This window comes from Terriglobus roseus (assembly GCF_900105625.1).
GTDB classification, from domain to species: domain Bacteria; phylum Acidobacteriota; class Terriglobia; order Terriglobales; family Acidobacteriaceae; genus Terriglobus; species Terriglobus roseus_B.
Genome location: NZ_FNSD01000001.1, coordinates 2552460 through 2578136 on the forward strand (window position 1 = coordinate 2552460; position 25677 = coordinate 2578136).

The 25677-nt window shown below is 59.8% G+C and carries 20 protein-coding genes; 8 read left to right on the top strand and 12 right to left on the bottom strand.

Going from position 1 to position 25677, the window contains the following annotated elements; genetic code table 11:
- Positions 1-42 precede the first annotated feature (42 nt).
- Positions 43-591 carry a hypothetical protein gene (locus BLW03_RS10540; RefSeq protein WP_139285172.1) on the bottom strand — a complete coding sequence of 183 codons (549 nt, stop codon included), beginning with the start codon at positions 589-591 and terminating at the stop codon, positions 43-45.
- On the opposite strand from BLW03_RS10540, the gene BLW03_RS10545 reads away from it, so the two are divergent.
- Entirely contained in the window at positions 584-2893 is a 2310-nt protein-coding gene (locus tag BLW03_RS10545; RefSeq protein WP_074653902.1) for a GH92 family glycosyl hydrolase, read from the top strand. The two genes, BLW03_RS10540 and BLW03_RS10545, sit on opposite strands and share 8 nt — an antisense overlap.
- A gap of 67 nt (positions 2894-2960) precedes the next feature.
- Here BLW03_RS10545 and BLW03_RS10550 read toward each other — a convergent pair whose 3' ends face one another.
- Positions 2961-4463: an MFS transporter gene (locus BLW03_RS10550; RefSeq protein WP_074653904.1), complete on the bottom strand. Its 1503-nt coding sequence runs from the start codon at positions 4461-4463 to the stop codon at positions 2961-2963.
- A 189-nt stretch (positions 4464-4652) separates the two neighbouring features.
- Here BLW03_RS10550 and glpK point away from each other — a divergent pair, with 189 nt between their 5' ends.
- The 7 genes from glpK to BLW03_RS10585 all read left to right on the top strand — a co-directional run bounded on the left by glpK (position 4653) and on the right by BLW03_RS10585 (position 16227).
- The gene (glpK, locus tag BLW03_RS10555) at positions 4653-6146 is read left to right on the top strand and encodes a glycerol kinase GlpK (protein ID WP_074653905.1); all 1494 of its coding nucleotides are present in this window, start codon (positions 4653-4655) and stop codon (positions 6144-6146) included.
- Positions 6143-6556, top strand: a complete 414-nt coding sequence (locus BLW03_RS10560) for a hypothetical protein (RefSeq protein ID WP_212733178.1) — start codon at positions 6143-6145, stop codon at positions 6554-6556. The genes glpK and BLW03_RS10560 overlap by 4 nt, the downstream gene beginning before the upstream one ends.
- Positions 6546-8114, top strand: a complete 1569-nt coding sequence (locus BLW03_RS10565) for a glycerol-3-phosphate dehydrogenase/oxidase (protein ID WP_074653909.1) — start codon at positions 6546-6548, stop codon at positions 8112-8114. Before BLW03_RS10560 ends, BLW03_RS10565 begins: the two co-directional genes overlap by 11 nt.
- 225 nt (positions 8115-8339) lie before the next feature.
- Positions 8340-9074 (top strand): MIP/aquaporin family protein, encoded by a 735-nt coding sequence (locus tag BLW03_RS10570; RefSeq protein WP_083350720.1) that lies wholly within the window; start codon positions 8340-8342, stop codon positions 9072-9074.
- Between the two features lie 374 nt (positions 9075-9448).
- Positions 9449-10297 (top strand): hypothetical protein, encoded by an 849-nt coding sequence (locus BLW03_RS10575; RefSeq protein WP_074655934.1) that lies wholly within the window; start codon positions 9449-9451, stop codon positions 10295-10297.
- Between the two features lie 357 nt (positions 10298-10654).
- Positions 10655-15067: a beta strand repeat-containing protein gene (locus tag BLW03_RS10580; RefSeq protein WP_170835017.1), complete on the top strand. Its 4413-nt coding sequence runs from the start codon at positions 10655-10657 to the stop codon at positions 15065-15067.
- A 230-nt stretch (positions 15068-15297) separates the two neighbouring features.
- Positions 15298-16227 carry an energy transducer TonB gene (locus BLW03_RS10585; RefSeq protein ID WP_212733179.1) on the top strand — a complete coding sequence of 310 codons (930 nt, stop codon included), beginning with the start codon at positions 15298-15300 and terminating at the stop codon, positions 16225-16227.
- Positions 16228-16235: 8 nt separating this feature from the next.
- Here the strand turns inward: BLW03_RS10585 and rlmN are convergent, their stop codons facing one another.
- From rlmN to yajC, 10 genes are all read right to left on the bottom strand, one after another.
- The gene (rlmN, locus tag BLW03_RS10590; protein ID WP_074653913.1) at positions 16236-17444 is read right to left on the bottom strand and encodes a dual-specificity RNA methyltransferase RlmN; all 1209 of its coding nucleotides are present in this window, start codon (positions 17442-17444) and stop codon (positions 16236-16238) included.
- A gap of 219 nt (positions 17445-17663) precedes the next feature.
- A complete protein-coding gene (locus tag BLW03_RS10595; RefSeq protein WP_074653915.1) occupies positions 17664-18485 on the bottom strand; it encodes a tetratricopeptide repeat protein in 822 nt (273 codons plus the stop codon).
- Positions 18486-18850: 365 nt separating this feature from the next.
- On the bottom strand, positions 18851-19288 hold the full coding sequence (locus tag BLW03_RS10600) for a biopolymer transporter ExbD (protein WP_074653917.1): 438 nt from the start codon (positions 19286-19288) through the stop codon (positions 18851-18853).
- A 75-nt stretch (positions 19289-19363) separates the two neighbouring features.
- Positions 19364-19786, bottom strand: coding sequence for an ExbD/TolR family protein (locus BLW03_RS10605; RefSeq protein ID WP_074653918.1), 423 nt, complete (start codon positions 19784-19786; stop codon positions 19364-19366).
- Positions 19787-19926: 140 nt separating this feature from the next.
- Positions 19927-20685, bottom strand: a complete 759-nt coding sequence (locus tag BLW03_RS10610; protein ID WP_074653920.1) for a MotA/TolQ/ExbB proton channel family protein — start codon at positions 20683-20685, stop codon at positions 19927-19929.
- 133 nt (positions 20686-20818) lie between these two features.
- The gene (locus BLW03_RS10615; protein WP_074653922.1) at positions 20819-21556 is read right to left on the bottom strand and encodes an energy transducer TonB; all 738 of its coding nucleotides are present in this window, start codon (positions 21554-21556) and stop codon (positions 20819-20821) included.
- A gap of 275 nt (positions 21557-21831) precedes the next feature.
- Positions 21832-22443, bottom strand: coding sequence for a hypothetical protein (locus BLW03_RS10620; protein ID WP_074653924.1), 612 nt, complete (start codon positions 22441-22443; stop codon positions 21832-21834).
- A 123-nt stretch (positions 22444-22566) separates the two neighbouring features.
- A complete protein-coding gene (gene secF / locus BLW03_RS10625) occupies positions 22567-23517 on the bottom strand; it encodes a protein translocase subunit SecF (protein ID WP_074653925.1) in 951 nt (316 codons plus the stop codon).
- 43 nt (positions 23518-23560) lie between these two features.
- Positions 23561-25132, bottom strand: a complete 1572-nt coding sequence (gene secD, locus BLW03_RS10630) for a protein translocase subunit SecD (protein WP_074653927.1) — start codon at positions 25130-25132, stop codon at positions 23561-23563.
- A gap of 85 nt (positions 25133-25217) precedes the next feature.
- On the bottom strand, positions 25218-25538 hold the full coding sequence (gene yajC / locus BLW03_RS10635; protein ID WP_074653929.1) for a preprotein translocase subunit YajC: 321 nt from the start codon (positions 25536-25538) through the stop codon (positions 25218-25220).
- Positions 25539-25677 lie beyond the last annotated feature (139 nt).

Below are 25677 nucleotides of genomic sequence, written 5' to 3' on the forward strand. Positions count from 1 at the left end.
ATTTTTCCACTCGCAAGCGAGAAGGAGTTATCAGTTTGTAGACTAACGCTGCTCCCGCTGCCGTTGGCGCATCTTTCGCTCTTCCTGCTCTCGCTGGCGCTTCTTTTGTTCTTCTTCTCGCTGTTCTTGTTCTCGATCTTGCGGCACGCGTAGGTCCACGCGCAGCTGCTCTGGTTCTTTTCTTTGTTCCCGCGCTCTTGCCTGATCAGTCATCTCGGCAGTCTGATCCGACTTTTCTTCCGTCAGGGTATGAGGTCTCTTCTGTTCTTCCTGCGGCTGCTGTTGCCCATGTGCCACTACGGACATTCCACAGACAGCAGCACTGAGGGCAAACATTCTGATTAGGTGCATCATCTCTCTCCGCGTTTCAGGAAGTGCCTCAAGCGCTTCTTCGTGCGCCGCTTCAATCATCTCAAAACTTTGCTGCGCAAAGCGTCTTATTCCGGCGATAAAGGTTACACATTTGTTGGTGCTGACGAATTCTTTCGTCCTATTACCTGCAGCCGCTGAAAGCCATTGCGTTGTGCCAAACCGGCCAGCCTCTGCCCCGAAGTTGTAGGATGGTGCGGTTGGAGAGATACGTATGATCACACGCCGTAAGTTTCTTGAGAGTGCCGCAGCGACTGCGGCTGTTGCGAATTTACCCGCGAAAACACTGCTCGCGATGGCAGCGCCCGTGGCGAAGGACGATGTCCTGCAGTGGGCCGATCCGAAGATCGGCACGGGCGGCCACGGTCACACCTTCCCCGGCGCCAGCGTGCCATTCGGCGCCATGCAGCTAAGTCCTGACACCTTCAACGAAGGCTGGGACTGGTGCAGCGGCTACCACGTCAGCGATTCCTCCATCATGGGTTTCAGCCACACACACCTGAGCGGCACGGGCGCCAGCGATCTGCTGGACTTCCTGGTGATGCCGGGCGTGGGCGTGGCGAAACTGCAGCCCGGCACACGTGAGAATCCCGAGAGCGGCTATCGCTCGCGCTTCAGCCATGCGAATGAGGTCGCGACACCCGGTTATTACTCCGTCATGCTGGATACCTCGAAGGTGAAGGCAGAGTTGACGGCTACGGAGCGCGTCGGTGTACACCGTTACACCTTCCCCGCGAGTGACAGCGCCTACCTTATCGTCGATCTGCAGCACGCGCAGGCAAACAAGGGCAAGAGCCTGGTTGTCTCTGCGGAACTTGGGCAGACTGCGCCTGACAGCATCGCAGGCGGCCACGTCACCAACGCATGGGGCAGAGGCCGCCACGCGTTCTTCGCGCTAACTGTTTCCAAGAAGCCGAAGAAGGTCGTCTTCTTTAAGGATGATGCTGAGGTTCCGGTTGGTAAGTTGACCGGAGCAAATCTGAAGGCCGTCCTCTACTTCGATACGAAGGCGAACGAGACCATCCTGGTGAAGACCGGCATCAGTGCCGTTGGCCCTGATGGCGCCGCGAACAACATCAAGGCGGAGGTTCCGGCATGGGACTTCGACGCAGTCCGTCGTAGCGCTGAGGTCAAGTGGCGGCAGCAGCTAGGCAAGATCCATGCTGATTTTGCCGATGTGAATCACAAGAAGATCTTCTACTCCGCGCTGTACCACATGAGCCTTGGACCGACGCGCTTTGACGATGCGGACGGTCGCTACCGCGGTATGGACAACGAAGTCCACAAGCTGCCTGCCGGAGCGGAAAACTACACGACCTTCTCTCTGTGGGACACCTTCCGCGCGGCGCACCCTGCTTACACACTGCTGGAGCCGGAGCGTGTGCCACAGTTCATGAACACGCTGATCCGCATGGGCGAAGAGAGTCCAGCGGGCGCACCCGTGTGGCCGCTGCATGGTCGCGAGACAGAGTGCATGACCGGCTTTCACTCAGCTTCCGTCATTGCAGAGGCGTGTAACAAGGGCGTCACAGGCGTGGACTATGCGAAGGCATACGCCATGCTTGAGCGCGGTCGCAACGATGACAAGCTGGGCGAGCAGCAGCATCGCGATAAGGGCTACATCGCAGCGGATCAAGTCGAGGAGTCCGTCTCGAAGCACTTTGAGTATTGCTATAACGACTGGGCAATGGCGAACCTCGCCTCGAAGCTGAAGAACGACGCCGGATGCAAGCAGCACCTGGCGCTGGCGAAGGGCTACAAGAACAACTGGGATGCCAGTGTTGGCTTCATGCGACCGAAGCTGGCCGATGGCACGTGGGCTTCGCCATTCAGCCCGATTGAGATGGGCCACACGAAGAAATGGCGCGACTACACAGAGAGCAACGCATGGCAGACGACCTTTGCCGTGCAGTGCGATCCTGCGGGCCTGATCGATACGCTGGGCGGACAGAAGGCGTTTCTGGACAAGCTGAACCTCCTGTTCAACCAGCCCAGCACGCTGCCGGATGACGCTCCCCCGGATATCGCCGGCATGGTGGGTCAGTACGCGCACGGCAATGAGCCTTCGCATCACATCGCTTATCTGTACGTCTACGCAGGAGCGCCGCATCACACGCAGTCGCGCGTGCGTAGCCTGATGGAGACGATGTATAAGGCAGAGCCGGATGGCATGCAGGGTAATGAGGACGTCGGCCAGATGTCCGCATGGTTCCTGCTGAGTGCGCTGGGCTTCTATCCGGTTGATCCGGTCAGCACCATCTACGTCATCGGTTCGCCGCTGACGAACGGAGCCACGCTCAACATGGGCAAGGGTCGCGTGCTGAAGGTGGAAGTGGCCCGTAAGAATGCGAGCGATGCCTACGTGAGCGAGTTCTGGCTGAACGGCAAGAAGCAGGATCGTGCATGGTTCCATCACGCCGATATTGCGAACGGTGGCACCTTGAAGTTCGTGATGAGCGACAAGCCCAACATGACACTCGGAGCCGATGCCAAGTCGATCCCACCATCCCTGCAGATCGTGTAGCCGTTCTGCACCTCGTTCGAAAGGGCCCCGTCCATGAGGACGCGGCCCTTGTTTTTTGCCTTCAGACTTACGACTGCTTGCCGATGGTGCTTGAACTCTTTTTCGCTGCGGATGTTCTTACGAAGGCGGCCGCAGACAATGCCCCGACGAGGCACAGGCCGGATGCCGTCAGCATCACGCGGCGGAATCCTGAGACGAAGGCCTCAGCAATCACTCGCTGTGCTGTAGCGTCCGGCGTATTGATAGCCGCCTGATTGTTCCGCTGCGACAGGACTTGCTGGCGAATCTTCTCCGGGATGCGTGTGGACCCGTTCGTAAGTGCGGTGACGAAGCTGGCATGCAGGATGACGCCAAAGACCGCAAGTGCCAGCAGTGTTGCCGCGCGTGAGACAGCGTTGTTCACGCCAGAGGCTGCGCCTGCCCTTGGCTCTTCGACGGAGTTCATCACGACCGTCGTCAGCGGTGCCACACTGACGGCCATGCCAAAGCCAAGCACCATTCCCGGGATGAAGAAGGTCTTCCAGTACGACCCACCGATGCCGGGAATGGCCAGCATGGCGAAGCCAAGCGCCACGATGACAGGCCCGACGACCAGCGGCAGCACCGATCCATAGCGCGCGACAAGACCACCCGACCATTTCGATAGCGCAAAGATCAGCAGCACCACCGGCAGCAGCACAGCGCCGGCCTGGGTCGGCGTGTAGTGCTGCACCTGCATCAGGTTCAGCGGCAGGTAGTACATCAGGCCACTCAAGGCGCCGTAGAGGAAGAGCGTCATCAGGTTCGCGCCGAGAAAATTGCGCGAGCGGAAGAGATCCATAGGCGCCATCGCCTTTGGAGAGCGCGCCTCCACTACGCCAAAGAGTGCAAGCATAACGAGGCCCGCCGCACCGATCCACAGGACGCGTGCACCCGATGTTGAAAACTGCATCAGCGAGTAAGTGGTAGCGCCCAGTCCGCCAGACGCAAGAAGAGCCCCTAACCAGTCGAGACCCTGGTTGTCGTGAAGCTTTGTTTCCGGATAACCCTTCCAGGAGATCGCGATGATCGCAACCGCGATTGGAACGTTGATGAGAAAGATCCATCGCCACGTTGCGTGTTGAATCAGCCAGCCGCCCATGACGGGTCCCAGAGCGGAGGTAATGGCTGTGACGCCGGACCATATGCCGATCGCCTTGCCACGCTCGTCTTCGGGAAAGGCAGCCGTGATGAGGGAGAGGCTTCCGGGCACCACCATCGCAGCGCCGACGCCCTGCACAGCACGTGCGGCGAGCATGGCATGGATCGTCGTTGCCGCACCGCATCCGATCGAGGCTGCGGCAAAGGACCCGACGCCGATCAGGTAGACGCGCTTGCGGCCGTAACGATCCCCGATGGAACCGCCGACCAGGATGAGCGATGCGAGCGTGAGGGCAAACGCCTCCACAATCCACTGCAACTGTACGGCGCTGGCATGAAATGCCCCTTGCAACGCGGGCAGCGCGACGTTGACGACGGTGCTGTCAAGGAACGCCATGGCCGAGCCAAGGATGGAGCAAATGAGCACCCATCGCGCGGCCGCGGGAGCCATCGCAGAGGAGTTAACAGGTCTTTTGTCTGGTTGTGCTACGGTCACGCATCCTCAATGGCCTTAAGCTGGCATTCATTCGATGCACGATGTTCCCGAAATGCGGCGACGTGGCGTGTTGTAATTCCAGCGTGACAGGTTGCCGCAGTCTTTCCGCTGTGATGCGGCACAGCTTTCGTCGAGGTGAGTGTGATGCCGCAGTACATTCTTGCGCTGGATCAGGGTACGACCAGTTCCCGCGCCATTTTGTTCGATCGCGCCGGCGCCATGGTGGGTACGGCGCAGCATGAGTTCACGCAGATCTTTCCCCCGGGAAAACAGGGATGGGTAGAACACGACCCATTTGAAATCCTGACCAGCCAGATGTCCTCGGCCGTCGAGGTGCTGGGACGGGCCGGGGTTCGTCCGCGCGATGTGGCCGCAATCGGCATCACGAACCAGCGTGAGACAGTCATCGTGTGGGACCGCGAGACGGGCCGGCCGGTCTACAACGCCATCGTGTGGCAGGACCGACGCACGGCCACTGCGTGCGACGACCTGGTGAAGCGCGGTGCGGAAGACGAGGTGCGCCGTCGCAGTGGGCTGCGTCTGGATCCGTACTTCAGCGGCACCAAGGCCGCGTGGATTCTGGACAACGTTGCCGGTTCGCGGGAACGTGCCGAACGCGGCGAGCTGGCCTTCGGCACGGTCGACTCCTGGCTGATCTGGAATCTGACCAGCGGCAAGCGGCACATCACCGACCGCACCAACGCAAGCCGAACACTGCTGTACAACATTGTGGAAGACCGCTGGGACGATGAGCTTCTCCGACTCCTTCGCGTGCCGCGGTCGATGATGCCGGAGGTGGTCTGGTCCAGCGAGCAACTTGGACCGGTGAGCACTACGCTGGGGCTAGAGGGTGTCGAGATCGCAGGCATTGCAGGCGATCAGCAGTCTGCGCTCTTCGGGCAGATGTGTACGCGCCCCGGTGATGCGAAGAATACCTACGGCACGGGCTGCTTCCTGCTGCAGCACATTGGCAATACCTTCCGCCAGAGCGAACATCGTTTGCTGACGACGTTGGCATGCTCCGTCGATCGCAAGCTGGAGTACGCGCTGGAAGGCTCGGTCTTCATCGGTGGTGCCGTAGTGCAGTGGCTGCGCGATGGGCTCGGCATCATCGCATCGAGCAGTGACGTGGAAGCTCTGGCATTGAGTGTGCCGGACAGTGGCGGCGTCATATTCGTGCCGGCCTTCACTGGTATGGGCGCGCCACACTGGGATCCGTATGCGTCCGGCATGATGATCGGCATCGGTCGCGGCACCACGAAAGCGCACATCGCACGCGCCGCGGTCGACAGCATCGCCCTGCAGACTGCGGACCTGATGCGCGCGATGAATGCCGATACACCAGCGCCACTGCGCGAGTTGCGCGTGGATGGCGGCGCCGCGGCGAACAACCTGCTGATGCAGTTCCAGGCAGACCTGCTGGGTGTTCCGGTGCATCGGCCGGCATGTCTTGAGACCACCGCCATGGGCGCTGCTTTCCTTGCAGGTCTTGCGGTCGGATTCTGGCCTGATACCGACGAGATCCGTCGCGAGCAGGGTGCGGGCGATATCTTTCAACCACAGCATGATTACAGCGCGCTGGATGCACGGTGGCAGGATGCGGTCACGCGCGCAAAAGAATGGAACAGTCCGCGATGACGGTGTGGAGCGGGCATAGCTGGTTCCGTCGCGTTGCGATTGTTCTTGCGGGCGTGTGTGCATTGATCGAGACCGTGTTGTCCGTGCTGTTTGGCGGTTTCGGATACGACGATCCGCCTTCACCACGGTGGGCCGAAACAGCAGCACTGGTCGGCATGGCAACCATCCTGATCTACCTCGGCTGGTTCCTCTCGGAGAGGATCGCTTCCGGCGTTCTCTGCATCGCGTCGCTCTATCTGTATCTCTACTGGGCAACAGCCACGATGCGGTCCTGCTTGCGAAACAAATGTAGTGCACAGCAGGCGATTGGTTCGATGCTAGATCCTCTGAGAAACTTCTTCTTCTATCCGTTAGTTCTCTGTGCGGTCCTTTTGACCGTTGCAACAGATTGGAGTCGCTATGAATCGTGAAGCCATGATGGAAGCCGTTCGCACTCAAGGTGACACGCCGTGGGACATTGTCGTCATTGGCGGTGGAGCAACCGGCGCGGGAGTTGCGGTGGATGCTGCGACACGCGGCTACAGGACACTGCTGCTGGAGCGTGAAGACTTTGGCAAAGGCACAAGCAGCCGCAGTACCAAGCTGGTGCACGGCGGTGTGCGATACCTGGAGCAGGGCAACATTTCGCTTGTGATGGAGGCGCTGAAGGAGCGCGGCCTGTTGCGCGCCAACGCGCCACACCTGGTGCATGATCTGCCGTTCGTAGTGCCGAACTACGTGTGGTGGGAGGCACCTTTTTATGGCATCGGCATGAAGGTCTATGACCTGCTGGCGACTAAGTATTCCTTCGGCAAGTCGCACATCCTTTCTCGCGAGGAGACGTTGCAGCGGCTGCCAACCATTGCGCAGGAGGGTCTGCGTGGCGGCGTGGTCTATCACGATGGCCAGTTCGACGACACGCGTCTGCTGACCCACCTGGTGATGACGGCGGCGGACCATGGTGCGACAGTCTTGAACTACTGCTCGGCCGTGGAACTGTTGCGTGGAGACGACGGCTTTTTGAATGGCGTAATGCTCGAAGATCGTGAGGCCGGCGAGCGCATCCGCGTCCGGGCGAAGTGCGTTGTGAATGCCACCGGGATCTTCACCGATGAGACCCGTCGCATGGCCGAGCCCGCGGCGACGACAATGGTGTCGCCTTCGCAGGGCATCCACCTTGTCTTCGAGAAGAGCTTTCTGCGCGCGGAGACAGCCATCATGGTGCCGCGCACCAGCGATGGCCGCGTTCTTTTCGCAATCCCCTGGCATGGACACACCGTTGTCGGCACCACCGACACACCGATTGATGCGCCAAGCTACGAGCCGCGTCCGCTGGAAGAGGAAATCGCCTTCGTGCTCGACACCGCTGGCGAATATCTCAGTCGCAAGCCCACGCGCGAGGACATCCTGTCGATCTATGTGGGCATTCGTCCGTTGGTCAAGGCTGCGGGCGGCGATGGCAGCAAGACCAGTTCGCTTTCGCGCGACCATACGATCCACATCGACGGCAGCGGCCTCCTGACGATTGTGGGTGGCAAATGGACGACGTATCGCCACATGGCAGAAGACACGGTGAATCACGCGGCTACGCTGGGCCGTCTGCCGGATGCACCCTGCACGACGGCGGAACTCCATGTTCATGGATGGAGTAACGCATCCGACCTTGGTGAGCTGCTGGTCTACGGCTCTGATGCAGCAGGTGTGCGGGCACTTGCAGAGGAATCGCCCGAGCTGGCGCAGAAACTTCATCCTGCGCTGCCTTACATCGCCGCGGAGATTGTCTGGGCGGTACGCAACGAAATGTCCCGAACGCTGGACGATGCATTGTCGCGACGGACACGCGCCCTGCTGTTGAATGCACGCGCGGCAATTGCGATCGCTCCACATGTAGCGGATCTGATGGCGAAGGAACTTGGCCGCGATGAAGTGTGGAGGCGCGAACAGGTCGAAGCGTTCACTTTGCTGGCGCAGCAGTATCTTCCGGAATAAGTTGCTCTCGGAAGTGCGCGACTTCCAAGACGTGACTCCAAGGATGTTGCTACGACTGGTCTTCATCCCCTGAGGTATGCTTTCATCGCACGCGCGCAAGAGTTCTCGCATCGGCTCAAGCCGGACTGAGTCAGCAAAGGTCGGCATGGTGAGAGCCACGGCCCTCCGAGGGTGATTCCTTGAAGGGCTGCTTGCAGTTCGTGCATGTTTCATAAGGAGTGTCCGTTGATCTCACGCGGCCCGCTGCTGGGCGAATTCATGGGAACGTTTGTGCTGATGCTGCTGGGCAACGGTGTCTGCGCGGCCGTGACTCTGAAGCGCAGTAAGGCGCAAGGCAGCGGATGGATGGTAGTTGCTGCCGGATGGGCCTTTGCGGTGCTCTGCGGCATCTTTGTCTCGCTGCTGTGTGGCTCCCCGGATGCGCACATGAATCCCGCGTTCACCCTCGCCTTCGCCATCAAGGCGCAGAGTTTCACGAAGCTGCTGCCCTACACGCTGGCGCAGGTTGCCGGTGGTTTCTGTGGCGCAGCGGCAACGTGGCTGTTCTACCTGCCGCATTGGGCAGTGACGGAAGACCCGGCTGCGAAGCTTGGTGTCTTCGCCACGGGCCCCGCGATCCGTAACTATCCGCACAACCTGTTCTGCGAGTTCCTGGCGACGTTTGTGCTGGTGCTGGTGGCCGGTGGCATGAGCAGCAAACTCGTTCTGACGACCGGGGCGGCTGCAGGCCTGAGCCCACTGCTTGTCAGCTTTCTCATCTGGTCCATTGGACTGAGCCTAGGCGCGACCACTGGATATGCCATTAATCCAGCGCGCGATCTTGGACCGCGACTGGCTCATGCCTTGCTGCCGATTGCAGGCAAGGGCAGCAGCGACTGGGCCTATGCGTGGGTGCCGGTTATGGGTCCGATGCTGGGTGCCGGGCTTGCGGGATGGGTTCTGTTTCTGCTCGGTGCCTGACGCATAAGCGCCTCAGCAACGTTGGCCCATTCAAATCGTAGACACGCTCTTTTTGCGTAAGTTGCGTAGAAAACTTTTACTGCTGCAGAAAGTATGCAAGCGACAGGAACCCGCGTCTTTATTGAGCATTCGATGCATTTTCTCGTTGACTGAAATGCGAAATACACGGATGATCGGTGCACTTTCTTCTTTCATGACGAGCGTTCCGGGAGTGCACTTCCAGAAAACTCGGGCGGTCCTTCTCCGGGAGGATCCGTCTCACATCCGCGCAGCATCAGCCTGCTCCGTTTCCGGAGCGTCCCATCCCCCGGGGGTTCGCTTTGAAGTTTTCCTCTCTGCTTGCAACTGCACTCCTCGCGTTACCGCTGTCGGCCATGGCTGATCAGCTGGTACCCGCCGGCTCCATCATCAACTGCACCATCTCGGAAGGCAGCGTCTCGTCGAAGACCATGAATGTCGGCGATCCGGTACTGTGCACACTGGGCCACAGCGAAGCTTTTGGCCGCTCCTCTTTTCCCTACGGCAGCTACCTGATGGGGCACTTTGCGGAGTACAAGGACCCGGGCCACTTCGTTGGCAAGGGATGGATGGAACTGGACTTCGACAAGCTGATCGTCCAGCCCGACACCGTGGTGCCTCTGAATGCACGCGTCGTTGCGACGCCGAAGAACAAGGTCGACAAGGACGGAAAAATCCAGGGTACTGGCCATGCCACCAAGGACACCGTCATGTGGTTGATTCCAGTGCTGTGGCCGATCGACCTGATCAACCTGCCACGCCGCGGACCCACGCCCACGCTGAAGGCCGAGACGAAGCTGACACTGCGCGTCATGGATGACTTCGGCATTCCAACGCCCCAGGAAGACGCTGTGCGTAAGCCCGCGTTGATCGCGCGGCAGACGCCGGACGAAGTCACCTATGACACCTACCGTCAGCAAGCCGCAGCACCGGTAGAGCGCCAGCCCGCATACGCGCAGCAGCAGTACGCTCCACAGCCACAATACGCGCCGCAGTATCAGCAGCAGCCGCAGTCGTCCTCACCGGTCGTCGTCAACTTCGTCCAGCAGCCCGCAGCCCAACAGCAGCAACCCATCTACATCCAGCAACAGGCCCCGCAACAGCAACCCGTAATCGTCAACCAGGCGCCACCCGTCGTCTACAACCACTATCCGCCGCCACCACCGATGTATGGCCCCTACCGCTACTATTACCGCGGCTACTAAGACTCAACGCTTCGTGCGGTTCTCGACGCGCTTTGCGTGTCAGTAAAAGTGAAAAGTGCATGAAGGCCTGATCCCTGCTCCGGGCTGGCCCTATTGAATACCGTTGATCTGATCTCCCCGGAGGAGGCAACGGCCACCCTTGCGGGTGGCCGTTTGCATTTTTTTTGAGGTCCTAAACATCAGTTGCCAGATCAGGAGACAAAGGGAACCGCTCCCTCTAGTCCGGGCGGAACTGCTCCCATGACATCACCGCCGCAAACCTTTGCGGAACCCTGTCGCAGCCTTAAAAGAAATGTTTACATTGAGTGCCACTTTTCATTGCTTTGGCCGCTCTTGACAGGTACCCTTCAAGCCTCCATGAAACATTTCTTTGCTCGACCTGCTGCCTCTCTGTGCTTGATTGCCTTCGTTCTCCCCGTCTCGCTTCTTGGCTGCGCCAGCGGCAGCGGTGGGGGGTCGTCCAATACGACCACCACGACGACGACACCAACGACCACGACGCTGAGCGTTTCCGCCGTTTCTCCGACGGATGTTCCGGTCGGCTCGAATGACACGACTGTGGTGGTGACAGGCACGGGATTCACGACCAGCTCGGTCATCTCGTTGAACAACCTGGCTGAAACGACGACCTTTGTGAGTTCAACAGAGGTCCACGCCGTGGTGCCGTCTGCCCAGCTGAAGACGGGCGCAGTGTTGAGCGTTTCGGTAGCAAATGGAAGCACGGTTGCGAAGCTTGACCCTGCCGTGGCCGCCCTGTCCGTCGACAATCCCGTCCCGTCCCTCACGTTGGTAGCCCCTACGGCCGTACTGATGGGCTCGACTGCAGCGAGCATTACAGTGACCGGCACTAATTTTGTCCCGGGCGTAGCGCTGTCTGTGAACGGCAGCCCGCGAACCACGACCTTTGTCAGCGACACCCAGTTGACCGCCGCACTGACGGCGGACGACTTCGCCACGGCTAGGTCGCTGCCTCTGAATGTGATTAACCCGAAGCCGGGCGGTGGCACCAGCGGAACGAGCGCTCTGACGGTGACGAACCCACTGCCTTCCCTCACGTCTCTTTCACTGACAAGTATCGTGCAGGGGTCCGCTCCGCCCACGTTAACGTTGACGGGCAGCAACTTTGTCGCAACATCCACCGTGCTGGTAAACGGTGCTGTGCACTCTTCGACCTACGTCGGCCCGACGAAGCTGACGGTCACCCTCAGTTCCGCAGACCTCACGAACGCCACGACGTTACCGATCGCAGTCGCGAATCCCGTCCCGGGTGGCGGGACCTCGGCGTCGCTTCCGTTCGTCGTGATCGCTCGCCTGACTTCGCCTTCGATCTACTCCGTGGTTCCTGGCAGCTTCTACAGCGGAATGGGCGACACTACGATCAACGTCTTCGGAACGGGCCTTGCCGCGACCTCCACGTTGCAGTGGAATGGGGCGATCATCGCCTCGACGTACTCAACCGGGACCGTCTACGTGAACGGGTATGCCTATACGTCCGGTCCGCACCTGACCGGCGTGATCCCAGCGAACCTGCTGGCCACAGCGGGAAATGCAGCGGTGACGGTGACTACGTCGACGTACCCCACACCTACTTCCAACACGCTGACCGTAACCATCGCTGATCCGCCGGCGCCAACGATTACTTCGTTGTCGCCCAACTACGTCCCGATCAACACGAGTGCCACTGTAGCCATTTACGGAACGGGCTTTACAAGTCGTTCGACTGCGACATTCAACGGTCTGCCCCTGCCGGTGACCTACAACAGTTCGGGCTACCTCACGGCAACAATCCCGGCTGGCGCGATCGCGTTCCCAGGCAACGGCAGTATCCAGGTCAGCACGGCCGCTCCCGGCGGGGGTACCTCCGCGAGCTCCTTGCTCACGGCGTACGTGCCCGTCGTCAGCAACAACATGGTCTATAACGCGGTAAACGGCCTGTTGTATCTCTCGATTCCCAGTGCAGGCAGTACCGTTTCCGGAAACAGCATTGTGTCCATGGATCCTGCGACGGGCGCCCTAGGCACACCAATCTACGTGGGCAGCGAACCGGGTGCCATGACGATCAGCGATGATGGCAAGTCGCTTTGGGTCGCTCTGAACGGGACTAATGCCGTGCGTAAGGTGGACCTGCTTGCCGGGGTGGCCGGCGCACAGTTCTCGCTCTCCGCGCTCGGCAACTCCTCCACAAACCTGATCTCGGCGATGCTGGTCCTTCCCGGCACGACCGACTCCGTGGCCATTACGAACTCGTACCAGCTTGGCCTCTACGATGGCGGCGTGCTCCGTGGAACTGCGGTCGGAGTGAACTCCGCGTACGCCATTCAAGCGGACGGCTCGCGCAACGAGCTGTACCTGGGCGGCAGTACCCTGCAAACCTTCACCTACGCAAGTGGCGGCCTTACCAGCAAGTACAGCGGCAGCTACAACAGCAGCTATATCGCAACCTCGGGCTATGACGAGATGCAGCTTGCGACACCGAAGCTGTTCACGGACTATGGCCGTGTTCTGGATCCGGAGTCGGGGTCCTTGCTTGGGACTTTCATGAACGGCACGTACGCCGCAAGCGGACCGAGTCTGTATGACGCGGCCCTGTCGAAGTTCTATGTGCTCGATACGCCTTCCAGCTCCTGCTGCTCCTATAGCCAGATCCAGGTATTCAACCCGGCGAACTATACGGACCTGAATACACCGATCGCGATCAATGTGCCGAGCTCGATCTACAACGCGGCAAATCAGTACGTCTCGCTGAATCCTCATCGCCTGGTGCGTTGGGGTGTCAATGGTCTTGCCCTGCACACCAAGGCTGGAGTGTTCTCGCTGCAATCCAACTCCGTGAAGGATCTGTCTGCCACGTCGGCGGATCTTTCGGTCACGCTGTCTGCCAGTGGTGGCATCACCACCGGCAGCACGGCCACTTACATCGCAACGATCAAGAACACAGGGCCTTCAGCCGCGACGGATGTCGCTCTCGTTCTGCAAGCTCCGTCGACTGGCGTTCTGCAGTCTGCAGTTAGCTCCGTCGGTGCCTGCCCCTCGCTAAGCGGCTGCATCCTCGGCACACTGGCCAAGAATGGCACTGCAACCGTCACCATCACAGTGCTGCAGACCACCGCAGGAACCGCCAGCCTTGCGGCGCAGGTGCGCGGCTCTTCAACCGACCCTTCGACTAGTGACAACTCCGCCAGCGCGGCCATCACGGTCACGGGCACAACCTACAACCTCGCCCCCGCCCTCGTATCGCTTAGCCCGTCGACCATCCGGGTGGGCGGTGGCGACACCACGATCACCGTCACCGGTTCGAACTTCACCTCTGCATCCACGGTCAATCTCGGTGCCACACCGTTGACCACAACGTTCCTCAGCACCACGCAATTGACAGCTACTATCCCGTCCGCAAATCTGTCTTCCCTTGGCTGGGCGCCGGTATCAGTGACCTCCCCGGCTCCTGGCGGCGGATCGACCGCTTCGTTGCCACTGACGATCTACAACGTCCTTACGGTCGGCCTGAAGCACGTCGTATACGAGCCCTACACGCGCAAGCTGATCGCCAGCGTATCGTCGGGCTCCAGCACTGTTACAGGAAGCTCGCTGGTCACACTGGACCCTGCGACTGGAACCTTTGGCACACCGGTGACGCTCAGCAACGCACCGAATCAGCTCGCTCTATCCGACTCCGGGAAGACCCTGTGGGCTACCCTGGGAAGCACGAACACAAACACTCAGGCGCCCTCAACCCTGGAGCGGGTCGATCTCACCAAAACGACGTCGGACGCTTACACCACGGTCACGGTTCCAAATTCCATGTCTTATTCACCCTCCATCGTCCCCATGGTCGCAATCCAACCTGGAACGGAAGACACGCTGGCAATGGCGCCAACCTCGTATGGAAACATCGGGATCTACGACTACGCCGCATCGTCCAACACGCTGGCGGTCCGGGCGAATGCCAACTCGCTCTACAACTACAGCTCTTGCAACGTCTTCCTGGATCCTGCGAACCTGCTGACTGTTTACTACGGCTGGTATGACTTCCCGGTCAGCAGTGCCGGAATCGGTACCGTGAAGACGATTTCGACCAGCAGCTACGGATGCTTCCGGCTGTACGGGGCACAGGCCTATCTGTCGACAGGCCAGATCTACGCTGTGACCCCGACGAGCGCGACGCAGACCGGCGCCTTCACCCTGCCGAGCACTTCCTCTTATTCTTCCAACGGATTGCCCGCACTCTCCGTGGATGCCTCACTGAAGACGGCGTTCTACCCGGTGAATACCTTGCCGAATTCCTCGTTTGGGTATGTCGACGGATTGGGATCTTACGACACACAGAGCTATCTGCGAACCGGCTTATTGCCTCTCAACATCCCCGGGACAGAAGGGTCTGCCTACTACAACATCGCGATCAATGATGTTGTGCGGTGGGGGCAGGACGGCTTGGCAGTGGTGACCGACTCCGGTCACATCTACCTGCTACGCGGACCGTTTGTGGTGCCGCAGGAGTTGAACACCAACACGGCGGCCGTGCTGACCTCAAGCTCCATCACAACCGTTACGCATGGCGCCAGCAACACGTTGCTAACGCTGACCGGCAGCAACTTTGTGCCGGGCGTCGCAGTCACCTGGAACGGCAGCTATCGCACCACGACCATCGTGGATGCGACGCATGTCACGGTCGCCATTCCGGCTTCGGATCTGGCGGCAGCTGGCAGCGGCTCACTGGTTGCCACGAATCCGGGTGCAGGCGCATCGTCCTCACTGACCATCTCGATCCAATAGCCGGGCGCACACGTGTCGGAAGCGATGGGGGCCACTCAAACTGAGTGGCCCCCATCGCTGACTGGAGATGCTGACCAGAGTGGTGGGCACGACGGTGTGGATCGTTCAGACTTTAACGAATGGGTTTTGTTATGCGGATACTGTGTCGCTTTCTCGTGGTATCTCTGTGCCTAACTTCTCTTACTCCGGGCTGCTCGGCGGAGGTCAAGTCTGACCCGAAGGCAATGGCTGTGCTGCAGCAGGCACGGGAGCTTTCGAACCTGCATCAGCCCGGCACGGCTTCGTTCCGGTTGCAGGCTTCTTTCGAGACCTATGATTTCAACGGCGTTCCGGACGGCAAAGGCGTTCTGTCAGAGACGTATTTGCTGGATGGTCCTTGGCAGCGATCAATTCTCTACCGTGACAAGCGCTCCGTGGTGACGAGCGTAGATGGCAAAGTTCGCCAGATCACTGACAGGGGTTATCAGACGACGTTCGCAATGACACGCGTGCTGGACAAGCTGTTCACGCCGGTGCCTCCGGCGGCAGAGATGAGCAGCTACACCTACAGGATGACGTCGGAGAAAGCAGGCAAGCTCTCCCTGCGCTGCGTGGTGGCCTCGCTGCCTTATAGGGGCGTGACCGTCAGTGTGGCGCCAAATGCGGTCTACTGCGTTGACGCAGATCCGGCGATCATCCGCCTGGTTCAGGGACACAATGGGCTGGTCTTCGCCTTCAATCGCATCCTTCGTTTTGGATCTGTGTATCTTCCCGGCGACATCACGATGATGGAAAAGGGGAAGATGCGCGCGCACGTTCACGTGGACGGCATTGTGGCCGTGCCAACACTTAAGGCAGACGACATGAACCTGCCGGCGGCGGATACGGGCGGCCCTAAGCAGATCGAGGCTAACGTGATCGCCGGCAGTGTTCTTCGTAAAGTGCAGCCGAAGTATCCCGAAGAAGCGAAGCAGCGCCATATTCAAGGCAATGTGGTTCTCCACGCCATCATTAGCAAGGATGGTGCCATACGCGATCTGGAACTGATCTCCGCCCCGGACGATTCGCTAGCGGATGCGGCCATGGATGCGGTGCGGCAGTGGAAGTACTCGCCTTACCTGCTGGCAGGTGCTCCTGTGGAAGTCGACACCACGATTACGGTGAACTTCTTTTTTGGCTGACGATGTCGTTATGCCGTGAGCTGGACGAGCGCGTCGGCGGGCTTTTCTGGCTCGACGGTGCGCTTGAGCTGGCCGCAGGCGGCGTAGATGTCGCGGCCGCGCGGGCGGCGGATGTAGGTGGGCAGGCCATTGCGAATGAGCGTCTGCTGGAAGACGTCGACGTCTTCGGGCGTGGGCTGCGTGTAGGCGATGCCGGGGCCTGGGTTCCAGACGATCAGGTTCACCTTGGCGTGCATGCCCTTGAGCAGGGCGAGCACCTCGTGCGCGTGCACAGGCTGATCGTTGACGCCGCCGAGCATGACGTATTCGAAGGTGACCCAGTCGCGCTTCGTCATTGGAATCGTGCGGACGGCGTCGAGCAGCGCCTCGATCTTCCACTTGCGCGTGATGGGCATGATCTGCTCTCGAACCACGTCGTTGCTGGCGTTGAGCGAGAGTGCGAGGTTGGGGCGCACGGTCTCTGTGGCAAAGCGGCGAATGGCGGGTTCGATGCCGCTGGTGCTGACCGTCATGCGCGAGGCCGGAATACCGATGCCCTCAACAAGCAGCAGAACCGACTTCATGAAGTTGTCATAGTTCAGGAAGGGCTCGCCCATGCCCATGAACACCAGGTTGATGCGGTCCTTGCCGATCTGGACCTTGTGGCGATTGAGAACGGCGGCGACCTGCCCGGCGATCTCACCTGCGGTCAGGTCTCGACGTATGCCCAGTTTGGCAGTTAGGCAGAACTGGCAGTTGACCGCGCAGCCGACCTGGCTCGAAATACAGATGGTGGCGCGGCGATAACCAGCCTCGGCCAGCGCGCCCCAGTTGCGCTTGTCGACAGGCAGACCGTTTGCCTGGAGCTTCCTGGAGCTGAACGTGAGCTTGCCGTCTGCGCGGTGGTCTGCGGAGTCTTCCGCGTCATCGGTGTTTTCGACGCCGTCACCGTCCGGCATCCACACGGTCTCGACAGTTTCGCCGTCGGCCATCCGCATCAGGTAACGCTCGGTGCCGTCGACGGAGACGGCGGTCTGCACCATCTGCGGGAGTTCGATGGCGTGGTCCTCCGAGAGGTGGGCGCGGAGTTCTGCGGGCAAGGTGGTGATGGTGTCGATGGTATCGACACGCTGCCGGTAAAGGGCGTCCCATAGCTGCCGGGCGCGGTACGGCTTCTGCCCGAGTGCGGTTAGAAGCTCGGTCAGTTCCGGTAGCGACTTGCCAAAGAGTGCAGCCATCGTCTCTAGGATAAATGGCCCGCGGTTTTCGGCCGCAGGAAGTGATGGAGCTCAGGGGAAGGGCGCATTAAATTTCCGGCGAGTCCACTCAACACGGTGGAGCTTTCATGGAATGGCCCGATCGGGTCCCTCTGCTCCTTCGCGCAGCGGGATCCGCGCAAAGAAAAGCGGCCCCCGCTTAGGGAGGCCGCCGTTTCCATCAAGTTTGAGCCCTGGCGCTTACTGCGCCGTGACCTGGCCCTTGGTAGCCTTTTCTTCCTTCTTCTGCTCGTTGATCTTGCGAGCGCCCATCGCGTCCTGTGTCGCCTTGTCAGCGTTCGCGAGATCCGCCTTCTGGGCTGCGGGATCGCCACAGTCCAAGTCAGCCTTGCGGCGCCAGACAAGGTTCAGGTACTGGAAAGCCTCGTCGTAGTTCGGATTGATCTGGATCGCCTGCTGCAAGTGGCTCAGGGCGTCGGTCACCAGGGGCGTGTTCTGCTCCTTCAGCTTTGCGCAGGTGGCCTTGCTCATCTTGGGATTGCCTTCGCCGTTATCGGTCAGGCCATCCAGAGCGAGTGCCTTGCGAGCATTGTCATACGCCTCGACCCAGTCCACGAAGCCAATGGTGTAATGTGCTTCAGCGTCCTTCGGGTCAACAGCGATCACCTGCTGCTCGTATTCCTTCGCTTCAGCGTACTTCTTAACGTTGCGATAGATGGAAGCGAGCTGCTGCAGGGAAACCTTGTCACCGGGGTGGGATACGAGATAGTCCTTGAAGCCAGCGATGGCCTTGTCGGCGAGCTTCAGATTGCCGGCATCTTCGAGGTTTGGAACAACCTCATACGAGTACGCGGTTGCCAGGTACAGCTTCGCCGTATCGTAGTTCGGGTCGTACTCGATCGCCTTCTGGAAGGCATTCGTCGCCTGCTCATATTGCGCATTCTTGAACGCCGCAACGCCCTTGGTGAGCTGGTCGCGTGCTTTCAGCTTGGCGCAGCCAGTCAGCATTCCAAGCGACAGCAGAAGAGCGACCGTGGCGGATACACGTGCGTTAGCTTTCATTGAGCGAATGATCTCCTTCAAATGCCGCATACGAGCAGGGTAATTCGGTAGAGACGCAATGACCTGGGAGAGGCCACGCGTGAGAGTGATTGTAACCGCAGACGAACGCGGCTGACTAGCGGTAGAGCTACAAAACGCGGCATACTGAAGTGGTTATGCCGTCAGCATCTTGTAACGTCTCAACGCCATGTTGCCGGATCGACGGGAGCGTAGAAAAAGAACTTCAGAAACACACCGGCAGGGCAGAAAACCCCTCACAGAGGCGGCCGGTAAATGGCATTACATTTGGAGCGGTACTAAGAGGTATATCAGTGAAAACGAAAGAAGGGCGATGAAAGTCTCATCGCCCCTCTTTCGTTTTGAAATTACTTACCTGCTTCGACCGCAGGGGTGATGATGCCGATGTTATCGACGCCGGCAGCATGGCCGTCATTGATGACCGGCAGAACCGCACCGAAGTCTACGTCTTTGTCACCCTTGACGAACATCACCTTGTCGTTGCGACGGGCAAAGATGTCCGTCAGCTTTGCGGTGAGTGTATCGAGCGTAACCTGATCTTCGTTGATTTTGTACGTGGGCGCGCCATTGGCGGCACCCTGAACCTGGACAACGACTGTACGCTGATCCGGTTCCTTCTGCGCGTCTTCCTTCTTCGGCGGCTGGGGCACCAGTGTATCCAGGCCGCGTACGGTATTGGGCTGGATGACCATGAAGATGATCAGCAGCACCAGAAGAACGTCGATGAGCGGGGTCACGTTAATGTCACTCCGTTGCCCTTTACCGCCTCCGCCTCCCATGCCCATGGTGAATCTCCTGTGTGACCGCAATGCGGTCCGTTCAAAATTGGTTCCGTGCCTGCGAGAGGCCGTTGAGAAAGGTTAGATCAGCGGCTTGTCGGCGATCATGCCCAGTTGGCTGACGCCTGCTGTGCGGATGCCGTCAATGGCTTCCATGACCTTGCCGTAGTTCGCGCGCTGGTCGCCGCGGAAGTAGACACGCTTATCGGTCTTGTTTTCAAGCTTTTCCGAGATCTTAGGGCCAAGAGTGTCTGCCGTGATCTGATCGCCACCGAGGAAGGTCTTGCCATCGCGTGTAACTGCCACGACGATCGAGTCTTCCTTGTTTGCGTCTTCCATCACGACTGCTGCAGCTGCCTGCGGCAGTTCGACGTTGACCTTATTGTTCAGCATGGGGGTGACGACCATGAAGATGATCAGGAGCACCAGCATCACGTCCACCATCGGAGTGACATTGATGTCTGAATTTACCTTCTTACCTTCGTCACGAGTTGCCTGTGCCATAGAAGCGACTCCGTCCTGAGATGTTCCTGGTTTGGATCAAGAAGGGAACGTGAGACAGAGAGTGTTGGTCTGCGGACATTGCCAGGCGATGCCCGCAGACCCATCTCGTGTTTGTTCTCGCGTAGCTTCCGTTTCAGCTCTTAGCGGCTCGACTGCTTGATGAAGTAGTCGACCAGCTCGGAGGAGCTGTTGTCCATCTCAACGTCGAAGGACTCAACCTTGTTCGTGAAGTAGTTGAAGCACATAACGGCAGGGATGGCGACGAGCAGACCGAACGCGGTCGTGACCAGAGCTTCCGAGATACCGCCGGCGACTGCGCCGATACCCGAAGACTTGCTCTTCGCGATTTCCTGGAAGGCGTGGAGAATACCGATAACCGTACCGAAGAGGCCGATGAAGGGAGCCGTGGAACCGATCGTTGCGAGCGAACCCAGGCCGCGCTTCAGCTTGGCGTGAACGATAGCTTCCGAGCGCTCAAGAGCGCGCTTGGAGGACTCGATCTGCTCGTCGGAGATTGCGCCACCCGAACCGTAGGAGCGGAACTCCTGCAGGCCAGCCGTAACAACTTCAGCGAGGTGCGACTTCTTCGAACGGTCTGCCACCTTGATTGCTTCGTCGAGACGGCCATCCTTCAGAGCGCCTGCAACCTTCGGAGCGAACTCGCGGGACTGCTTGCGGGCTGCCGAGAAGTACAGGGCGCGATCGATCATGACTGCGAGCGACCAGATCGACATGATGAACAGGATGCCGACGACGGCGAGATCGATCCAGCCCATGTTCTTGAGCATGCCCAAGATGGAGAAGCCTGAGGAGGCTGCGCCGCCCTCTGCTTCCTGGAAGAACATGCCGAGAGTGGCGGGTACATGGGCGAAGCTTGCTGCTGCGTGAGCGAGAATCACGAGAATCAGTCCTCCTGGTTATAAGTTCGTAGAAGAAGTGGGCAGGACCCGACTTTGATATGCAAGGCCCTGCGAATCGAAGCGTTTCCCTTCAGACGTTCCGGCAGTGGTGCCCGATTACGTCCCGTAGCCCTTAGCTACCGAAGGAGAAATTCACGGTGATGGTCGTGTCGACTTCCGTCGGCTCGCCGTTCAACATATAAGGCTTGTACTTCCAGGTCTGCACAGCGGCGATTGCGTTGGCGCGGAGCATCTCCGGACCGGACACAACCGACAGCTGCTCGACAGCGCCGGTCTTGGAGATGATCGCGTGCAGGATCACCGAACCAGAGACGTGTGCTGCCTTTGCAATCGGAGGATAAACAGGCTGCGTCTTGGTGATGACCTGTCCTGCCATAACACCGCTGGAAATCTTTGCCGGACCGGCGGGCTTCGGCGGTGCAGCCTTGACCACAGGAGCGGGAGCAGCACCCAGACCCAGGCCGCCCATGATGCCGCCAGCGGATCCGCCTGCAGCGCCCATGCCAGCTCCAGCGACTCCGGCGACGTTGGCCGGCGGTGGCGGATCTTCATGGGTCATGTCGATCTTCTTGGGGATCTTGGTGGGAGCGGTGAACGCATCCATCACTGCCACGGCCTTAACGACCTTCACAACCTGTGCAGGTGGTGGAGGCGGGGGCGGCGGAGGTGGAGGCGGCGGCGCGGACAACATCGCCGTCATAGCCGTCTTGGGAAGCGCATCCGGGTACAGCAGAGGGATAAGAATCATCACCCCAACAATCGCGAGGTTGAAGGCGCCCGTAAGCCACATATAACGGGTCGACTTCGACTTCAACTTTCCGGAGGACTCCACCAACGAATCTTCGAACATATGCAACCCCAATCTGCGAGAGGTAAAGCTGCGACTGTAGACACCGCGTGTTTCTAATTTGTTCCCGGCGGCAGAAAGAAAGTTTCCCGGAGCACCGAACGGCCGACGCGTTTGCGTAAGTACCGATGAGCTTGACGAGAAGCCGATACTATCGCGAGCAAAAGAGTTCTGGCAAATGACTCTGTTCGATTGCCGACGCGATACGCAAAAACGACGGTATTCATTGGAGAAACAGCGTCGCAACGATGCGAAGAGCACGTTCCGGTCGGTGCTGATTACACATCGTTTGCAGTGTGAAACGTTGCGTCGATTACGGCGCGATACGTTGCAACATTGCCGCAGTAGAGCGGATGCGCGTCGAGTCGCGTGGACGCCTCCGCGATAGGTGACAGGCCCATGCGCCGAAGCAAACCTGCCCCCGCAGACGACGCAGCGATGGCGTAGGTGTTGCCAAGCTGATCGATGGGACATAGGTGCGCGAGCGTGTGAAGGTATGTCCGCAGGAAGAGCGTGACCATCGGGCGTCGCTCGCGTGCATAACCGGGATCGACCACAATGCTCTCCCAGTGCAGATCGCGGATGGCGTGAGATTCAGCAGGGGTGAAGATGTCCTTGGACTCGATTTCTCGTTCCAGCAGCTCCCCTGCAACGAAGCGCTGCATGACCAATGGCCGCAATGGCAGGATGTCGAAGTTGCCGATGCGCTGGTCATCATGCCAGAAGGTGAAAAACGCATTGGGATTCGCGGCAAACCAGTCGAGCATGGTTGCTTCCGGGATCACGTCGAGGCCCTGGTAGACGCGCCGTCCTAGCTGCGCAGCCCAGCGAATGTCTTCTTCGCGCGCTGGTCGGACCTGGTAAGGGTTCGATTGGCTGTCCTGGGTCATGCCCTGATGTTCTCACTTGGGAAGGTCCGAGCTGGGACAACACCTTGCAGAAGTGCGCGCGGGACTGACAGCATATAAAAAGGGGCGCCCGTGGGCGCCCCTTTCGTGATGGATGGCGAAGCGTTAGACCGTCGCTTTACGACCTGCCGTCAGCTGCGTGCTCTTGCCCTTGCTGGCGCGCCAGTCCTGATAGGCGACGAGCATGGGAGCGGCGACGGCGATGGACGAGTACGTACCGATCAGGATGCCGACAACGAGGGCGAAGGAGAAGCCGTGCAGCACTTCACCACCGAAGATGAACAGCGCCAGAACGGTTAGGAACGTCAGGCCCGAGGCGATGACCGTCCGGCTCAGCGTGTCATTGATGCTGCGGTTCACGATCTCAGAGAGTGTGGACCGGCGCATGGTCTGCAGGTTCTCGCGGATACGGTCGAAGACGACGATGGTGTCGTTCATGGAGTAGCCCACCAGCGTCAGGATGGCGGCGACGACGGTCAGCGTGATCTCAATGTTGAACAACGAGAAGAAGCCGATGGTGATGAGCGTGTCATGGAAGACGGCGATGACAGCGGCCGCGCCATAGATGAACTCAAACCGGAACCACAGGTAGACAAGCATGCCTGCCAGCGACCACAGAACGGCCCAGCCGGCCTGCCGCGTCAACTGCTTACCCGCCGTGGGACCGACGGTGTAGGCGTCTTCGATCTTGTAGGAGGAATCCTTGTAGTTGTTTGCCAGCGCGCCAACCACGGCAGTTCGCGCTGAGTCGGCGTTGCTGTCATTTGCCTGCGGCAGCGTAATGACCGCTTCGTTACCGGTCGACCCGCCGGTCAGGCGCTGAATGCTGGCATCGTGAATGCCGGCGCGATCCATCGCCTGGCGCAGGTGGTCTTCGTTGGGCGCGGTCGGGAAGGAGACACGCACCTGCGTGCCGCCCTTGAAGTCGATGCCCACCGGAACGTGATGCCAGAAGAGCATGCTGAGCACGCCGGCCACGGAGAAGATCAAGCTGAAGCCAAGAAAGAACCACTTCTTGCTCAGCCAATCGATTTTTACGTCGCGAAACAGTTCCACGTTTTGAACCTCATGGGCCGCGCGTTGGCGGCGGCCTTCGAACTTAGATCGACAGGGCTTCGCCGCGCGTCTTGCGCTGCAGGACGCTGTCAAAGATCACGCGCGAAACGAACACCGCGGTAAACAGGTTGGCAAGCAGACCGAACATCAGCGTGACGGCGAAGCCGCGGACCGGGCCCGTGCCGACGAAGAACAGGATCAGCGCCGAGACGATGGTCGTCACGTGCGTGTCGAGGATCGTCGTCCACGCATGATCGAAGCCGTTCTTGACGGCTGCTGCGGCGGGCTTGCCCAGATTGATCTCCTCACGGATGCGCTCGAAGATCAGCACGTTGGAGTCGACGCCCATACCGATGGTCAGGATGACGCCGGCGATGCCGGGCAGCGTGAGCGTGGATCCGGTGAAGCCCATGAAACCAAGCAGGATCACAAGGTTCAGGATCAAAGCGAGATCCGCGTTGATGCCGGCGCCGCGGTAGTAGACCAGCATGAAGACCATGACGGCCAGCATGCCGACGATCGACGCGATAACGCCCTGGCGGATGCTTGCGGCGCCCAGCGAAGGTCCGACCGAGTGTGTCTCAAGGAATGTGATCGACGCGGGTAGCGAGCCAGTGCGGAGCATCAGCGAAAGGTCGGCTGCGGTCTGCTTGTTGAAGCCACCGCCGCTGATCTGTCCCTGGTCGCGAATGGCGCCGTTGATGGTCGCGACTTCTTTCACGCGGTTATCGAGCACGATTGCCATCTGCTTGCCGATGGAGGTGCTGGTGTACTGGTAGAAGCGGTCGCCGGCGCCGGTGGTCAGGTTGAACGAGACATCCGGGCGGCCGGCCTCATCCTGCGAGGCTCGTGCATCGCGGAAGTCGGGGCCCTGCACGATGGCGATACGCTTCAGTGCGTAGTACTCCTGCGCGTCGGCCGTATTGCCACCCTGAACGATGACGGCATCCGGCTGCACGGCGGTCTGCGCGTCCTGCAGGCTGGTGTAGGGTCCGCCTTCGACCTCGTGGATCTCGAGGCGCGCAGTCGACTGGATCACGTCGCGGACGCGATCGGGATTGTCGATGCCGGGCAGCTCGACGAGGATCTGATCTTCTCCGAGACCATACTTCTGGATGACGGGCTCGGCCACGCCGAGGGAATCGACACGGCTGCGGATCGTCTCAATCGACGTATCCAGCGTGCGCTCGCGCATGTCCTTGATCTCAGCCAGCTTCATCGAGAGCTTGTAGCCGTCGGCCGTGGAGCTGATGTCGTAAGCGCTATACTCTGTGCCGCTTAGCACGGTTTTTACGGCCTGCATGCTCGCCGAGGGAACGCCGCTGACAAGGATGACGGGCTGTGCCGCGTCGGGCTTCGCGGCCTTGGCAGTTGGAGCAACCTTGGTAACGGCAGCCTGCGTGCGGACCAGGTCATTGTCACTGTTGGCAGCAACCGCTTCGGCCGTGTGTACCTGCAGCACCAGGTGGGTGCCACCACGGAGATCGAGACCCAGGTGGATGCGGTCCGTTAGTGTCTGCTTCAGCGAGCCGTGGGGAATGCCAAAGATCCCGTACAGGAAGACCAGGAGGATGGCGATAATGGCGATGATCTTGCCGTTCAGATTCTTCTGCATGTCTCTCTTGACTCAAGCGGAGGGTGTCGCCGCATCTGCGGGTGATCCATGCATGACAGTTCAAGTCAAGCATGGGAGCGGGCGACTAAGCCTTTTCCGTCTCGTCGTCCTCCGTGGTTACGGACGCAATGGCGCTCTTCAAAACTTCCAGCTTGACGCCGTCCGGCAGCGTCCGCACGATGACCGCATCGTCCTTCAGGTTCAGGATGGTGCCGCGCAGACCTCCGGTGGTGACCACGCGATCGCCCGACTTCAGGCTGGCCAGCATCTGGTTCCACTTTTTCTGCTTGCGCTGGTTGGGGATCGCCGTCATCAGCACCATGCCGACGAGCAGCACGGGCAGTAACAGGCCAAGATTGCCGAATCCACCGGCCTGTAAATAGAAGAGGGCAAATGCTGCGTGCACTGGGAACTTCCTTGCTCTAGCGTCCGCCACGCAGGCGAAAGACACACCGGCCCAGCGGACAAATTGATGGCACCAGATGTTCGGGATTTGCGCGGCACGGAATAGCCGCCAGCAGGGCGACAAAAAACACCGGCCGGCA

Bases quoted from the DNA above. Each gene is read 5' to 3' on its own strand.
- BLW03_RS10545 (WP_074653902.1), top strand. From the start codon at position 584: ATGATCACACGCCGTAAGTTTCTTGAGAGTGCCGCAGCGACTGCGGCT.
- BLW03_RS10550 (WP_074653904.1), bottom strand. From the start codon at position 4,463: ATGGCTCCCGCGGCCGCGCGATGGGTGCTCATTTGCTCCATCCTTGGC.
- glpK (WP_074653905.1), top strand. From the start codon at position 4,653: ATGCCGCAGTACATTCTTGCGCTGGATCAGGGTACGACCAGTTCCCGC.
- BLW03_RS10560 (WP_212733178.1), top strand. From the start codon at position 6,143: ATGACGGTGTGGAGCGGGCATAGCTGGTTCCGTCGCGTTGCGATTGTT.
- BLW03_RS10565 (WP_074653909.1), top strand. From the start codon at position 6,546: ATGAATCGTGAAGCCATGATGGAAGCCGTTCGCACTCAAGGTGACACG.
- BLW03_RS10575 (WP_074655934.1), top strand. From the start codon at position 9,449: ATGGCTGATCAGCTGGTACCCGCCGGCTCCATCATCAACTGCACCATC.
- BLW03_RS10580 (WP_170835017.1), top strand. From the start codon at position 10,655: ATGAAACATTTCTTTGCTCGACCTGCTGCCTCTCTGTGCTTGATTGCC.
- rlmN (WP_074653913.1), bottom strand. From the start codon at position 17,444: ATGGCTGCACTCTTTGGCAAGTCGCTACCGGAACTGACCGAGCTTCTA.
- BLW03_RS10595 (WP_074653915.1), bottom strand. From the start codon at position 18,485: ATGAAAGCTAACGCACGTGTATCCGCCACGGTCGCTCTTCTGCTGTCG.
- BLW03_RS10600 (WP_074653917.1), bottom strand. From the start codon at position 19,288: ATGGGCATGGGAGGCGGAGGCGGTAAAGGGCAACGGAGTGACATTAAC.
- BLW03_RS10605 (WP_074653918.1), bottom strand. From the start codon at position 19,786: ATGGCACAGGCAACTCGTGACGAAGGTAAGAAGGTAAATTCAGACATC.
- BLW03_RS10615 (WP_074653922.1), bottom strand. From the start codon at position 21,556: ATGTTCGAAGATTCGTTGGTGGAGTCCTCCGGAAAGTTGAAGTCGAAG.
- BLW03_RS10620 (WP_074653924.1), bottom strand. From the start codon at position 22,443: ATGACCCAGGACAGCCAATCGAACCCTTACCAGGTCCGACCAGCGCGC.
- secD (WP_074653927.1), bottom strand. From the start codon at position 25,132: ATGCAGAAGAATCTGAACGGCAAGATCATCGCCATTATCGCCATCCTC.